The 15,011-nt window shown below is 40.7% G+C and carries 10 protein-coding genes and 1 tRNA gene; 3 read left to right on the top strand and 8 right to left on the bottom strand.

What is annotated here, in order from left to right; all coding sequences use genetic code 11:
• Positions 1–93 precede the first annotated feature (93 nt).
• From ACVCDT_RS03325 to ACVCDT_RS03310, 4 genes are all read right to left on the bottom strand, one after another.
• Positions 94–1,464 (bottom strand): hypothetical protein, encoded by a 1,371-nt coding sequence (locus ACVCDT_RS03325; protein WP_447131335.1) that lies wholly within the window; start codon positions 1,462–1,464, stop codon positions 94–96.
• A 218-nt stretch (positions 1,465–1,682) separates the two neighbouring features.
• A complete protein-coding gene (locus tag ACVCDT_RS03320) occupies positions 1,683–3,518 on the bottom strand; it encodes a M2 family metallopeptidase (RefSeq protein WP_447131334.1) in 1,836 nt (611 codons plus the stop codon).
• A gap of 239 nt (positions 3,519–3,757) precedes the next feature.
• Positions 3,758–4,540, bottom strand: coding sequence for a 3-hydroxybutyrate dehydrogenase (locus tag ACVCDT_RS03315; protein ID WP_447131333.1), 783 nt, complete (start codon positions 4,538–4,540; stop codon positions 3,758–3,760).
• Between the two features lie 105 nt (positions 4,541–4,645).
• The gene (locus tag ACVCDT_RS03310; RefSeq protein ID WP_447131332.1) at positions 4,646–4,909 is read right to left on the bottom strand and encodes a hypothetical protein; all 264 of its coding nucleotides are present in this window, start codon (positions 4,907–4,909) and stop codon (positions 4,646–4,648) included.
• A gap of 526 nt (positions 4,910–5,435) precedes the next feature.
• Between ACVCDT_RS03310 and ACVCDT_RS03305 the strand changes: the two genes are divergently transcribed.
• Entirely contained in the window at positions 5,436–8,177 is a 2,742-nt protein-coding gene (locus ACVCDT_RS03305) for an AAA family ATPase (RefSeq protein ID WP_447131331.1), read from the top strand.
• 261 nt (positions 8,178–8,438) lie between these two features.
• Here ACVCDT_RS03305 and ACVCDT_RS03300 read toward each other — a convergent pair.
• The 4 genes from ACVCDT_RS03300 to nlpI form a co-directional block, all read right to left on the bottom strand.
• Positions 8,439–8,528: transfer RNA gene (locus ACVCDT_RS03300), tRNA-Ser, on the bottom strand.
• Positions 8,529–8,681: 153 nt separating this feature from the next.
• Positions 8,682–9,740, bottom strand: a complete 1,059-nt coding sequence (nadA, locus tag ACVCDT_RS03295; RefSeq protein WP_447131330.1) for a quinolinate synthase NadA — start codon at positions 9,738–9,740, stop codon at positions 8,682–8,684.
• Between the two features lie 78 nt (positions 9,741–9,818).
• Positions 9,819–10,928: a hypothetical protein gene (locus tag ACVCDT_RS03290; protein ID WP_447131329.1), complete on the bottom strand. Its 1,110-nt coding sequence runs from the start codon at positions 10,926–10,928 to the stop codon at positions 9,819–9,821.
• Between the two features lie 3 nt (positions 10,929–10,931).
• The gene (nlpI, locus tag ACVCDT_RS03285) at positions 10,932–11,840 is read right to left on the bottom strand and encodes a lipoprotein NlpI (RefSeq protein WP_447131328.1); all 909 of its coding nucleotides are present in this window, start codon (positions 11,838–11,840) and stop codon (positions 10,932–10,934) included.
• 244 nt (positions 11,841–12,084) lie between these two features.
• Here nlpI and cdd point away from each other — a divergent pair, with 244 nt between their 5' ends.
• On the top strand, positions 12,085–12,492 hold the full coding sequence (gene cdd / locus ACVCDT_RS03280) for a cytidine deaminase (RefSeq protein WP_447131327.1): 408 nt from the start codon (positions 12,085–12,087) through the stop codon (positions 12,490–12,492).
• Positions 12,493–12,587: 95 nt separating this feature from the next.
• Positions 12,588–15,008 (top strand): serine/threonine protein kinase, encoded by a 2,421-nt coding sequence (locus tag ACVCDT_RS03275; RefSeq protein WP_447131326.1) that lies wholly within the window; start codon positions 12,588–12,590, stop codon positions 15,006–15,008.
• Positions 15,009–15,011: the final 3 nt, after the last annotated feature.

The raw sequence follows: 15,011 nt of genomic DNA, 5'->3' as shown, positions 1-15,011 counted from the left end.
AAGTTAGCTCATTTTCCAGTACTGGCAAAAGTTTGGCTGATATTAGCTATCAAAAAATTTTTAGGGTATTCAATAGTTAAGCAAAACTTGCGGTTATTCTTCACCCATTTCTATGGCTTCGATATTAATTATTTTTGAGCGATTTAAGGTGATCTTAAAACGCTGTAATTGTTGTTGCTCTTGTTGATTGGTATGCATTAACACTAGGTTGATTTGATAACGTCTTTCTACTGCTTCTTTAGTAATTTTATTACTGTCTAAAGAGTACAAACGGCCTTTACCCTTTTTTAAATATCTGACAAAAGGCGTTAGGTTAAAATACACCCTTTGTTGAATAGTATCGTAACCGGGTAAAAAGGCTTTAGCATTCACCTTAGTGTCGCTTCTAAAGTGCAAAAGTTGGGCGGCTTGTTTATTTTGCTGACGGCGAGTTTGCAATAATTCGTCTACCTGTTTAGGAAGATCAGCATTTTTAATGTATTCCAACCACAAGGTTTGGGTGGCCACTTTTAACTTATCAACACTGTGGCTATAAATAATTTTCCATTTGGGTAAGCCCTTTTGAATAAAGCGCCAAATTAAACGGGTGAGATCATCTTTAAATATTTCTCTTAACCCATATACCACACCCAACATTGCCACTAATGCTATGGTAACTTCAGAAATATTAGTACGCGCATCTAAAATAAATGCCATCACAAAGGCCATAATAATGGCGGTAACTGTGCCTTTCACTACACGGTTTAAATTGGCATTTAGGCTTTTTACTTCAGTTTGAAACACTACCCCATATTCAATTAATCTTTGTAACAAACGCATTTTATTGGTGATGCGATTGGGATCGTCTAAGGTAACTTTAGAGTTATATTTATTTTCTAAACGGTACTGATTTTCACTACGGCAAAAGGTCATTAAAAACTGGTGTTCGCTACTGTAGTCGCTACTTTTTGGGGCACGCGATAACAGTTTTAAAAAGCCTTGTTCTACTTGCCAGCTTAAATAATTGTCGGCGTTTTCAAAGTAGGCTTTTAGCTTTTTATCTGGCGGAGTGTAACGTCTAAGTTTTTTAAGCAAACCCGAGATTTGTTCGGCAAGTTCTATGGCTTTGGGGTAAAACTCTTGGCTGTCTTTTAATTTAATGGTTTGTTTAATATCTGTGTCTAAGGCGATTCTAATTTGATAAGAAAACAAATTTAAATTTAAACGGTAATCACTTTGTTCACCATTACGCTGACTGATAAAGCGGCTTCGTACTAGAGGTAAATGCAGATTGTCGGAATAATAGGCGCTATGACAATGAATACTGCTATTAAAGTATTGATCTTCTTCTAAGGTTTTAGCGCTTATGCCCATTTCGTCGGGCAGCGAAAAATACAGATCAAATCTTTGGTGATCGCTGGGATTTAATAAATAGCTCACCTTGATCGAAAGGTTTTCGTCTTGTGTAAGTTTAATTTTTTGCACTTATATAAAACTATCCTTAGAGGTTATCTAATGCCTAACTATCACCCCTAGTATGCCCTACTTTATGGGTATTATCTAAATAGTTGTTGCCTATGCTATAACCTAAGGTCTGTTATTTTATGCTTAGCCTTAGTATCAAAAAAGCCCCGAATTTTCAAACGGGGCTTATCGCTTTATGGGCAATAATTGCCCTTAAGGTTTTGTTTAAAGCTAAGTCGTTACCAACCACAGCTGCGGTTAGCATTTTGCTCATCTAACCAAGTTTTTAGTGGGGCAAAATAATCGATAATAGCTGAGGCATCCATTTCTCTAGAGCCAGTCATGGTTTCTAATGCGTCTTGCCATGGCTTGCTTGAGCCCATTTCTAACATAGCATTAAGCTTAGCGCCCACTTCTTTGTTACCGTAAATAGAACAACGATGTAATGGGCCATCTATGCCGGCCATTTTGCAAAGCTCGCGGTGGAATTGGAACTGCAAAATATGCGCTAAGAAATATCGAGAGTATGGAGTATTGCCTGGTACATGGTATTTGGCCCCAGGATCGAAATCAGACTCAGTACGCGCCACAGGAGCAGCAATACCTTGGTATTTTTCACGCAACTCCCACCAACCGGCATTGTATTTATCCGCTGGAATATCACCGTTAAATACGCCCCAACGCCATTTATCTACTAACAAACCAAAGGGTAAAAATGCCACTTTATCTAACGCCATTTTCATTAGGTAAGGTAAATCACCCGCGGCATCTGGCACTTCATCTATTAAACCAATCTCTTTTAGGTAACTGTCGTTTATAGATAGAGCAACAGTATCGCCAATGGCTTCATGGAAACCATCGTTGGCGCTTGAGCGATACAGCATAGGCTGCTTAAGGTTATAAGCACGTTGATAAAAGTTGTGCCCTAACTCGTGATGGATAACCACAAAATCTTCGGCATTTTTCTTAATACACATTTTAATACGGTAGTCGCTTACACTTAAATCCCAAGCGCTAGCATGACACTGTACGTCGCGATCTTGAGGCTTAACAAACAACGAACGTGTCCAAAATGTATCGGGCAAAGGCTCAAAACCTAAAGATGTGAAAAAGTCTTCGGCGGTACGCACCATTTCAATTTCGCTGTACTGTTTAACAGCTAAACGCTCAGTAACATCTGTAGCGGGTACAGTTGAAGGTGGCGCCACGTCTTGATACACATTGCCCCAACTTTGCGCCCACATATTACCCAACAAATGAGCTGGGATAGGCTTGTTGGTATCCACTATTTCGTCGCCATATTTTTGGTTTAACTTGGCGCGTACATGACATTGCAAGGAATCGTATAATGGCTTAACTTGGCCCCATACTCTGTCCATTTCTAAAGCAAAATCGTTAGCGGGCATATCGTATTTTGAACGCCATAAAGCACCAGTGTCGGCGTAACCTAATTCTTTCGAACCTTGGTTAGCAATTTCGACCATACGTTGGTAATCGTTGCGCATTTGCGGTGATACTTGTCGCCAATTTAGCCATGCAGTCAGTTTTTCTTCTGCTGTGGCTTTAGGATCTGCCAAAGTATCGCTTAACTCACCCAAAACAAAACAATCTTCACCATTTTCAGTACAACCTTTTGCATAAGTTGCATCAAGATTAGAAGTAATAGTGGCCAGCTCTTTGGTTAGTGCATCATCATCTGGCGCTGGTAAAGTTAAACCGGCTTTTAAAAACTCTAATTTACGACGAGTATCATAGTCTACTTCAATGCCATTAAAACGCTTAGCTTGATTGGCTAAAGAAACGCCTCTTTTGGTGCCTTCTTCACTGACCTTTGCCACTAAAGCATTGGTATCGTGAGTCACAAAGTTTGCTTGCACCCAGTAGGTTTTAGCATCTATATCATAATGTTTTTCTAACAGCGCTTCGGCTTCTGCAACAAATGCTTTGGCCTCTTCCGCAGTAGGTTGGCTATTAGTAGGTTGAGAGGTTTTTTCCGAGCTTGGCTGACAAGCCATTAACGCGCCAGTCACACACAAGCTTGAAATAAGTTTGGGCAAGCTAATGCTAGTGTTCATAAAGTAACGCCCCTGTATTGGTTAAAGATTCAATTATTATTATGTGTTTTTTAAGCGCACACCTTATAAGTAAAGCCTTACAAGGCGGCGATTTGGGGGGCTAATAATGCAATAAAGAAACAGCTTTGAATAGGTTATTTCGGTCAAAAAGCTAAATAACAGGCCCAAACTAACCAGCAAGTTAGGCCTGCATCCAATGAAACCAGTTGTGAAATAACAAAAACCTTAGATAACAGGGCTTATTGGGCAGTCCAAGCGCCGTCCATAGGTAATGCAGAACCACTAATAGAACGCGCCGAATCTGTACACAAAAACAGCACCAATTCGCCAATTTGGCGTGGATTAGCCATATCAGGTAAAGGTTGCTTGGCAGTAACTAACTTAACTCTGGCATCCTCAATACTAATATTTTGGCTCTGGGCTATCCCTTGAATTTGTGCATTAATTAATGGGGTATCCACCCATCCTGGGCAAATCGCGTTGACGGTAATGCCCTTATCGGCATTTTCTAACGCCGCAACCTTAGTTAACCCAACAATGCCATGCTTGGCCGCACAGTAAGCAGACTTATTTAATGAGCCAACTAAACCATGCACAGAAGCAATGTTAATAATTCTGCCCCAGCCCTTAGCTCGCATCATAGGCAAAGCTTTTTGCATGGCAAAAAATGCAGAGGATAAATTAATAGCAATGATGGCATGCCATTTTTCTTCGGGAAAATGCTCAATATTTTCAGTATGCTGAATGCCAGCGTTATTGACTAAAATATCAATACTCCCCATCTTAGCCACGGCATTTTCTACCAAAGCTTTAGTCTCACTTGAATCGGCCAAGTTAGCCCCGTCGAACATAACACTAATGCCATACTTAGCCTCAAATTCCTCAACGAGTGCCTGCCCTTCGGCATCGCTTACCAAACCATGCAAGACTATATTTGCGCACTGCTCGGCCAACACATGGGCAGTTGCTAAGCCAATACCACTAGACGAGCCAGTGATTAATGCAGTTTTGCCATTAAGCATATCTTTTCCTCGTTTTTGAATAACCATGCCCACTAGGCATACACACTAAGCCAGCCACAATACCCAAATAAACAAAAAAAATATTTAGTACCTTAGTACTAATGCCTAATGCCGTTTGTTGGCAAAACTCGATGCCTCAAACACTCCTGTGCGCTTATAGTTTTTTATCCTTCTATCTAGGTCGGTTATATCAGCAACTTGCTCTTCAAAGGGAGAGCTTAGCTTTATCTGTTTTGCCAGCTGTATATGCTGCTGCATCAGAGATATCATTTTTTGATAATCTGCATCCTCTCCTAAGCTAACCATGCGCTTAGCTTCAGCTTCAATTTCTGTTGCTAGGGTTAGAAATCTCATTTTATCTTCAAGCATGGATCTTACCTTTTTTTAATGTTGATAAAGGTTTAAGAATAAATAGGAAATTTAGTATAAAAAATAATGGTTTTAAACCAAGGCTAGCTTTTGGTGCTGCTTAATTTAGGGCTTAGGGTTGAAGTGGGTATTGTTGGCTAGTAGGTGTTTGGGATTGACAGGGCTCTCCTCCCAGTTTAGGCCGAGCAATTACACAAGAATGCTAAATTTAGGGAGCAGTATTGAAGTGAAGTTATTCCCTTAAAGTTGAACTCATTTTTAAGCAGCTACCATGGCCTTTAATAAAGGTGAAAACATGTCACTCGCCAACGGCGAATTAGTTGTGTCCTCAAACTCAGAACGCTACTTAAGCGATATCGCGATTAAAATCTCCGATAGCACCGCTGAATTGCCGGCTATTTGTACCGAATAGCGCTGCAACAAAGAGTGCATTGGACGGCATATTTTGCTGAACCTTTCACTTTAAGATACCTAATTATCGTTGTAAGCTATTGATAAAAAGCATAAATAAGTTTAGGAATAAAAAGTGTCAAGTTGGGAAAGTATTTTTTTAGGTAGGGAAGCGGAGTTACAACAACTAAATAAAATTTGGGAAAAAGCCAAAACAGGCGAACCACAGCTAGCGGTTTTACTGGGTGAAACAGGATTAGGTAAAACCCGTATTGTTCAACAATTCTATCGCCACTTAGCATCAACACAATCCCCTCAAGACAACGCCTATTGGCCGCCATCGTTAAATGTAGGCCGTAACCTTTCACTTCAACCTGAAATATTAAATCCCAAGGCTGAAATACCATGGCTTTGGTGGTCTATGCGGTTTCCTGAACCCGAATCCCGCAATACCATTCCTCATCAAAGTCCATTTGAAGCATATGACCGACATTTGGCGGCTAATGCAGAGCCAATTTTACGCAAACGCAATGTTAAGCAATCAAATGTCGATGCGTCCTTGGCCTTTACCAGCATTATTGCAGACATCGCTTCGGTAGGGTTGGTAGGCAATACTTTGGCTTTGTTTGAACTCTATAAAACTCAGCGAAGTGCTAAAAAAAATGCCACCTTAGACATGACTGAACTGTTGGCCAAACGAGTTGAAGAATTAGTTGATAAGACCCTTAGTGCTCTGAGGCTATTCTTGGATTCCTCGCAAAAAGACGCGCCAAGTATTCCTGTGGTATTAGTACTAGATGACGCTCAGTGGATTGACCCAATCAGCCTGCATGCGCTTTTTTTAATTGTTAACGAAGCTGAAGAAAAGAATTGGCCACTTATTGTCTTGTGTACTCATTGGGCAAAAGAGTGGCATGAATTTGATAGCCATTGCACCGATTATGATTTCGAAAATTTAAAGCAATTGACTGGATACTTTGGAAAAAAATGTGAACAGTCAGCCCACATTTTATCGTTGTCAAAGTTGCAAAACTCTCAACTTGAACACATCGTTAAAAAAGCACTTCCTTATATTGAAACTGAAGAACAGCTAATGTTGGTATCAGAGTCAGACGGCAATCCAAGAGCGATGGAAGAAATGCTTAGGCTACTGTTGGACAAACCGCAGCGCCATTTTATTGATGGTGATCCTCAACAAGGCTTAAGCTCACAAGGTAAGAACAAACTTGCCAAGTTAAAAAATACCAGCTTATACACAAAAATTAACGAACGATTCGATGATTTAGACGATGACATCCAACAGATATTAATGACTGGTGCATTATTCGGTGCCGCCTTTCAACGCCCCTTGGTACTAGACTTAATAGAAGCCAGCGAAGCAATGCAAACCTTGAGTGACGAACACTCGGCCCCACTGTTCTCAGATGCAGAATCGATTCATGTTCTCATTCAAACATTTAGTGAAACAGGTCACGAGTTTCAACAAAAAGTCTACCAAACCGTAGCACTTAATTACTTAAAAGAAGAATGGCCAGATAAATTCAGCTCACTTAACCAACTTTTTAATTTGGTTGTTGATCAATGGTTAGCGCCAGACAAACTGAATATGCTATCTACTCATGACCAAATGCAAATTTGTGAATATGCTATTAGCTATATGGCTGATGCTACAAACTTTGACGACATAAACATTTCTGCACGGGCGTATGCTTTTGAGGCGTTAATAGACCGACTTTTTGAGCAAAATAAAGAAAATCAGTTAGCTCTAAAATGGTTTAGTGTGCTGGACAACAAAACCAATATTCCTAAAGCTTTTTTTGAACATCTAGTGTGTGCGCCTCAATACCTAAATTTGTGCGCAAATCTTGAAAGTACACGTTCGCAAGAGTTAACAAACTTTGCACATGAAATAGCACACTCCTTATATACAGCAAAAGATGAAAGGTATTTTAGTGAATCTAGCTTTATGTGGAGCATGGCCACTGGTGAACTTTATCAAACATTTATCAATCACCCCGAACTAGCTAAAAAACATTATACTGCCGCATTAGACATTGCTAAAACTCGTAACAAGAACAGTCAAACAGCTAAGCATCTCAGACATATAGGCTTGGCTATTGATAAGCAAGCAGAGTTGGCATTAGAAGTAGAAGGTGATGTCGAGAAAGCTCATTTCCTTTACAAAGAGTCATTGGAAATAAATTTTTATATCGTTGAGAAGTTTGGTGACACGCCGGAAATATTATCTAACATTAGTACTATTCAAGAACGGCTAGCCGATATGTTGGTAGAAAAAGATCCGCAAACCGCTGGCAAGCTGTATATGGAGTCAATGGAAAAGCTTGAGCATATAAATGATGTTTTTGGCGAATCACCTGAGCAATTACGAGGTATCTGGGTAAAACAAAACAAAATGGCTGATGTGTTGTTACAAAAATATGGAGAAGCTCAACTCGCACTTGAGCTATATCAATCCTCATTAAGTTTAAGTCGCACTCTAGTTCAAAAGTATGGTGATACACCTCAACGACAGCGTGATATAAGTGTTTGTCTAAATAGTATGGCCATAGTGTCTTGGCGACTAAGCGGCGATGTTAATGAGTTTGAAAAGTGGCATCAGGAATCCCTCAACATTCGACGGAACATAATTCAAAAGTTTGGCGAAACCCCAGAACGACTGAGTGACTTAGCTTTAATATTACATAATTACGGTGAAGTGCTATTACAGGTTGAAGAAGTCAAAACGAGTGCTTTTGAATGGTTTAAACAATCTCTTTCTGAAATCAATAAATTAGAATCTATATATGGTTTAAGTGCTGAGAATGAAAAACTCAAAAAGCAAATTCAGGATAAAATTGAGCTTTGTTACCAAGAGTAATTTAATCCTAATACACAATTATTCTTATCACGACTCAAACCAACAAATACAAAAAAGCCCGCTAAGTTTAGGGTTCAACATTAAAGTGGATATTAGTGATTACTGTGCGGGATTCACTCAGGCACATCCATGTGCCTGACCCTGCGGGCGCCAGAGGCGGTGCAAAATGTTCCAGACATTTTGTCGAACCGAAAGTTCGAACCAAGTCATTTCTCTCCGCCATATACAAAAAAACCCGCGTTAAGCGGGTTCTTTTGTATATGGCGGAGAGAGAGGGATTCGAACCCTCGTTAGGTTTAACCCTAAACACACTTTCCAGGCGTGCGCCTTCAGCCACTCAGCCACCTCTCCGAAAACTTTTAAATTTTGTTGAAAGTCAGTGTCTAATCTGACTTTCTAGCGCGGCGTATGGTATGGAATTCAACTTGTTGGATCAAGAAAAAACGTTATTAATACCAGTATTGCCGATTAATTGCGCATAACGCGCGAGTTTTTGGTATTTATCTAAGCGTTGCCTTTTACTTTAAGCTTTAATTCTGCAGCAAAATCTAACATACGATTGAGTGGTATCAGCGCTTTTTCACGCAGTGCATCATCAACAAAAATTTCGTGGCCACTGGTTTCAGATAAAGACGCGTGAATGGCTTTTAATCCATTCATTGCCATCCAAGGGCAGTGGGCGCAGCTTTTGCAGGTAGCGCCATTGCCGCCTGTTGGGGCTTCTAACAGTACTTTATTGGGCGCTTGTTGCTGCATTTTGTAAAAAATACCGCGGTCTGTGGCAACAATAAATTTATTGTGCGGCAGTTTTTGTGCTGCATTAATAAGTTGGGTAGTTGAGCCTACCGCATCAGCCATGTCTATTACGCTAGCAGGGGATTCTGGATGCACCAAAATTCCGGCATCTGGGTGCAAATGCTGCATATCTTTTAATGCTTTTGCCGAAAACTCGTCGTGCACTATACATTCACCTTGCCACAACAGCATGTCGGCACCGGTTTGTTTATTTATGTATGCGCCTAAATGACGATCTGGGCCCCAAATAATCTTTTCGCCCATGGCATCTAAATGCTCAACAATTTCTAAGGCAATACTTGAGGTGACTACCCAATCGGCTCTGGCTTTAACAGCAGCAGAAGTATTGGCATAGACTACTACTTTGTGATCTGGATGGGCATCACAAAAAGCAGAAAATGATTCTATTGGGCATCCTAAATCTAACGAACAAGTGGCTTCTAAGGTGGGCATTAACACGTTTTTTTCTGGGCTAAGGATCTTAGCGGTTTCGCCCATAAAACGTACACCAGCCACTATTAGGGTATCGGCATCACAATCTCGACCAAATCGGGCCATTTCTAAGGAGTCAGACACACAGCCACCGGTTTCTTCGGCTAAGGCCTGTATTTCGGGATCGGTATAATAATGCGCTACTAACACGGCATTTTGTTGTTTTAGTAGGGCTTTAATTTCTTGAATATAATGTTGTTGTTGCGCATTCGACAACACCGCGGGTTTAGCCGGGAAAGGATATTCAATGGTTTCTACTGGAAATAACTGAGACATAATGTTGAATGTAATACTAAGGGGATAAAATGATGTTCGAGTATTATACCCTTGGCGCCCCTAGCTTGTCACATAAGATTATAAATTGTTATTAGAGTGAGACTGGCGGTTTAAATAGGCCTGATATTTAGCCCGCCAAAATTGACTGGCTTGTTGATCATTAACCTTTTCAAAGGCTTGGGCAAAGTTAACATGTGCCGAAGGTTGATTAGGTTTATCTAGCAACTGTTGTTGCCAGGCTTGAAGGTATTGCTTAGGAATATAAGCCGTGTCGTGATATTCCATAAAGGTAAGTTGACTCGACGCCTTAAAGGCTTGATTAGGGTGATTGTCGCAGGTTCGTGCGGGGTGCAATTTTTGTTGTGGCGGCAAACCTAAAGATTGCCAATAGTCCTTATCAATACTGTTTTGTTGGGTATTTTTAAACACCATATTAGGCGCCTCAACGCCTTTACATACTCTTTTAGCTAAGCCTTGGCTTAAAGGGTATTCATCAATAAACCCAGAAAAATGTGCAAGCTCATGTATAAACACATCATAACTGTCGTGCTGATCTAAAAACATTATGCCATTGTGTACATTAGCTTTGCCCTGCTTGCTAAAAATCACTAGATGAGTAAAAGCCAAGTGTTGAATGTTTTTAGCTAGCACAGACAAATCACAACTGATCCGCCCACCCTGTTCAGTTTTAGCCGCACAACTTAAGTCCTCGGGTTCAAACCAAGTCTGCTGAACCACACAAATTGGTAAAGCCCTTAGGCGTGAGTCTTGGGCAAATTTAGCTCTGAAATACTCAGTTTGAGGTAAAGACTGCATATGTGCAGTCACAAACAAGAGTTGTTGTTTACAGTCTTTTGGCTGAGAAATAAGTGACTTAAATTGCTTAAGCTGATTGTTTTGCACAAAAGCATTGGCATAAAACTGATATAAGCTCACGCTTTTTTGTAGCGGCTCGGGCCAGCTAAATTCCCCTAAATGATTGAATAGCGTTTGGGCTTTTTTATAGTCTTTGTTTTGCCATAAACCAAGGGCTTGAACAAGTTGTTGTTCGGCTTGTTGTGGTGATAGCACTAGGGCAGACAACTTAGGGCTAAGGGTGTTTAAGTTAAACGCCTGAATCCACACCAGCAAAATAATTGGGCCCAGCACAAACAATAAGGCAAGCACCCCATGGCGCACTAAGTTCATAGATTATTGTGGGTAATGGTCGTCGATACTGCTTTGATTCGCTTCATCACGAAGTAAATTAAGCTCTAGGCGAGCATATCTGTGTTCTACATATTCAAACACATTGGTGCTCAATGCGAGTTTAAAGTAATTTGAGGCAACCCCACGATTCCCTTTGGCAGCATGGTATTTACCTAAATAAAAATACGCTTCACATAGGCGGTCGGTAAGTTGTTGCTGGCTGACCACCCCTTTAATCAAAGCGTTGAGTAAGTCACTTTCGCTTGCTTTGTCTAAATACAAATCGACTAACTGCGTGGCCCAATTGGTTTCATCTAGGTTTTTACGCAGTTCGGCCAATTTAACTTTAGCTTGCTGAGGGTCGATTTTGCTGGCGGCTAAATAGCTCCAAATGGCTCGGTAGGGATCAGAGGCATTGATGTTGTAAAACTTAGCAAAGTCTTGCTCGGCTAAATCTGGACGGCCACCGTAATACAGTGCAATACCACGATTTAAAAAGGCAAATTCCATCTCAGGATTAATATCTAAAGACGCATCAAAGGCTTCATAGGCCTGAATAAAGTCCATTTGTTGAGTGTAATGAACACCCATAGAGTTATAAGCTTCTGCTAAATCAGGTTTCAGCCGAATCGCCTGATTAAAATCGTACAAAGCCAAGCCCGACAAACCCACACTGTCGTACAAGGTGCCGCGTTGATGCAAGAGTTGAGCTCTTTGATCGTCTTCTAAGTCTGCAGAAGATAAAATATGACTATAACGCGCAATGGCTAACTGCGAACGCTGATTCATTGGCGCAGGTTCGGCCAATAACAAGTTGCCCATTTGCCCGTTGTTTTGTACTGAATTGGATTGACTAGCACAACCGGTAATTAGCGCGCTGAAAAGAAAAATAATGGCCAGACGTGTTTGCATATGAATTGAGATGTTTAACCTGAAATAGTGTGGATTTTCGACAAAAAATGCAGCACTTGGTTGCATTAACTATGTTAATTCCACGCAAAAAATAAGAAAGCCTATGCCTCTAAGCCTCGCTTATTTACTGGTAAAAGTAAAGAAAGCTTGGCTTATCTGAGCAGTTAAAAGTGAAATAAACTTGAATCTCACTAGCAAAATAACGCAAACTACGCGGCCGATATAAATTAATGATTTAAAATATATGGCAATTGAATTAACCGCCGAAGGAAAAATCTTACTTGCAATGGCAAGTAAAGCGCAAAAAAATGCCCATGCACCCTATTCCAAGTTTCATGTAGGTGCGGCAATTCTGGATGAACAAGGACAACTTCACGCCAGTTGTAACGTCGAAAACGCCTCTTACCCATTAGGCCAATGTGCCGAAGCTGGGGCAATTTCAGCTATGGTGGCACATGGCAGCAAACAGATTAAACAAATTTTAATTATCAGCCCTAATGACGATTTTTGCCCACCTTGCGGAGGCTGTCGTCAAAAAATTGCTGAGTTTGCAAACGCCGATACCCAGGTACATTTAACTACTCAGTCGGGGCAAATAAAAACCGTCAATATGGATACCTTATTGCCCTTAGCTTTTACCTTAGAAAATTAAAAATTAGCATGCAAAATCAAACAATTAAGATTTAAACTTCTTTCATCTTTAAGATTCTGATACTTTGTTTTTAATCCCCATAAAAACAAAAAATCATGCATAAACAAGACTTTGCTTCGCCTCTTGCGTTGTTTCAGCAGCTATTTTCAATAGATGAAAATAATATGCTTAACTGCCTTTCGGATTATGCCGCAGAGGGAAGCGAACTCTACTTAGCCACTAAAGCCTTGATCGATGCACACTACCAAAATCAAGATGGCACACTCATAAACGGGCTCATTCACCACACAGCCAATGCCTTAGTAGACGACGAAGCAATACATAAGTTGTTAACTCAACAAGTAGGAGTTTATAAGCTCACCCAAAAGCTTGGTCAAGGCGGCATGGGAGCGGTATATTTAGGTGAGCGAAACGATGGAAAAATTCAGCAACAAGTAGCGATTAAGTTTGTTTACCCTTCAATTGTGGCCTTGGCAGGCGAAGACTTTTTACATAAAGAAGCCCAACATTTAGCAAACCTAAACCATACCAATATTGCCAAAATGTATACGGTAGGCATGCATAACCACACTATGCCCTATATGGTAATGGAATATGTAAACGGCATACCCATAGACAAATACTGTGAGCAAAAAAAAATGTCGTTAGCGGCGCGTATGCGGCTTTTCCAAAAAGTTTGTTCGGCTGTGCATGCCGCCCATCAAAATATGATCATTCATGCTGATTTAAAACCGTCGAATATTTTGGTTGATACTTTAGGTGAAGTGAAGTTAATGGACTTTGGCATTGCTAGGCGATTGGAAAATTTAACCCAATCTTCAGGCCAGCCAGCGCCAACCAAACCTAGCATTCAGGCCGCAAGCTACCAATACGCTAGTCCCGAGCATTTATCGGGTAAACAGCTCACAGTGGAAAGCGATATTTATTCTGCGGCAAAAATACTCGACACCCTAACCCAAGATCTTTTAACCCTTAACACTACCCAGGGCAGTTGGTATCAACAAACCATTCAAAGCTGTTTAGCTACCCAGCCAAACAAACGTATTGCTAGTTTTGACGTACTTGCAAAAGGTTTAAATAAAATTGAACACTTACAAGCGCCAGAATGGGTTAGCCCAACAGCGTGGCAAAAGCTAAATAGTTTTGTATTGCGCAACACCAAGTTAACTGTGGCCAGCAGTTTGTTTGTGTTGGTCATAGTGGTATTTATGCTAAAGCTTATGGCGCAAAATCAGGCCTTAATTGAACAAAATGCCTCGAACCAAAAAGTCATTGCATTTTTAAGCCAATTATTTGGTAAAGAAGCCCCAAGCAACAACACCGAATCAGTGTTTGGGTTATTGAGTCAGGACCAACATCAAGCTTTAGCAACAGACAGTATCGAACAATTAAGCAGTCAGTATAACCAGGTGTTTTCACCCTATATTTTTAGCAACCATAGCGCCAAAGTTGGCGAGTTGATCACCTTGCCCCTTACTTTAAAAAACAGCCTAGCGATCAATTACACTATAGTGCTTAAGGGGCCGGGCAAAATCACTGAAAATAATGAATACCAACACAGCTTTAACCAAGTAGGCATACATAACGTAAAAATAGTGGCCAAACTTGCACAGCAAAATGAAGTGTTAAATTTAACTTTTATTGTGCGAGATGATAAACACATGCCCTTTCGGTTTGCCGACATTAGTCCGCAAGACAACGACTATGCCGATCTCCATTATCTTGCCTTAAAAGGCATAGTGATTGGCCGACCAGGTGAAAACCCAGCTGAACGTATTTTCTCTCCCAATCAGCCAATCAAACAAGCAGAAGCGTTAAAGTTAATTATGATGGCGGCACATAATAGACAAATCATTCAGCTTAAAAAAACCAGCCACAACTACCCTAACTTAGTTATTATCAACGCCAAACAAGGGGTAGAAGACTTTAGCTGGGCAGCAACCTTTTTGGAGGCAGCCTATAACTTAGGCATAGTGACCAACAAGGCTAACTTTGATCCCAGTTTACCTGCAAGCAAAGTCTGGTTAGCCCAAGTGTTAACCCATACATTACAACTACTTGACCCAAGCTCACTGTTAGACAATCAGGCGATTGATTTTAGTGATGCCCATGCTTTTAGCTACCCTAGCGATTTGCATAACGCCAAAACTGCGGCTTTTTATAATTTGCTCGGCGATAACCAACAAGCATTTGAACCACAAAAAATCTTAAGCCGCCGCGAGGTGGCCCGAATTGCAGCTAAAATAATGCGCCTACCTGTGATTAAAAATAGCGCTGGCCAATTTAAGCAAAAGGCGTTAGCGCAATTACCGGCTGGCACAGCTCAGGCTTTTCCAGACTTGCAAACCCCAAGCTATCAGCGCATAGGCGATACTATAGTGGCACTAGATAAAAATGCCCCTAGCCTCACTTCAATAGAGCTAAAGCAAGATGCTAACAATGCCTTTGTATTGATCCTGACAAATACCGAAAACCAAGTAAAACACGCTATTTCTTTGCCCAATAATATTTTGTAGTTA

The sequence above is a fragment of the Paraglaciecola aestuariivivens genome (assembly GCF_052983255.1).
The sequence above is the reverse complement of the archived record's forward strand: the minus strand, read 5'-3'. Positions and strand labels throughout refer to the sequence as shown.

What these genes read in the sequence shown, in the direction of transcription:
- ACVCDT_RS03290 (WP_447131329.1), bottom strand. Translation starts at nt 10,928, where the DNA reads ATGAACTTAGTGCGCCATGGGGTGCTTGCCTTATTGTTTGTGCTGGGC.
- nadA (WP_447131330.1), bottom strand. Translation starts at nt 9,740, where the DNA reads ATGTCTCAGTTATTTCCAGTAGAAACCATTGAATATCCTTTCCCGGCT.
- ACVCDT_RS03320 (WP_447131334.1), bottom strand. Translation starts at nt 3,518, where the DNA reads ATGAACACTAGCATTAGCTTGCCCAAACTTATTTCAAGCTTGTGTGTG.
- ACVCDT_RS03315 (WP_447131333.1), bottom strand. Translation starts at nt 4,540, where the DNA reads ATGCTTAATGGCAAAACTGCATTAATCACTGGCTCGTCTAGTGGTATT.
- nlpI (WP_447131328.1), bottom strand. Translation starts at nt 11,840, where the DNA reads ATGCAAACACGTCTGGCCATTATTTTTCTTTTCAGCGCGCTAATTACC.
- cdd (WP_447131327.1), top strand. Translation starts at nt 12,085, where the DNA reads ATGGCAATTGAATTAACCGCCGAAGGAAAAATCTTACTTGCAATGGCA.
- ACVCDT_RS03275 (WP_447131326.1), top strand. Translation starts at nt 12,588, where the DNA reads ATGCATAAACAAGACTTTGCTTCGCCTCTTGCGTTGTTTCAGCAGCTA.
- ACVCDT_RS03310 (WP_447131332.1), bottom strand. Translation starts at nt 4,909, where the DNA reads ATGCTTGAAGATAAAATGAGATTTCTAACCCTAGCAACAGAAATTGAA.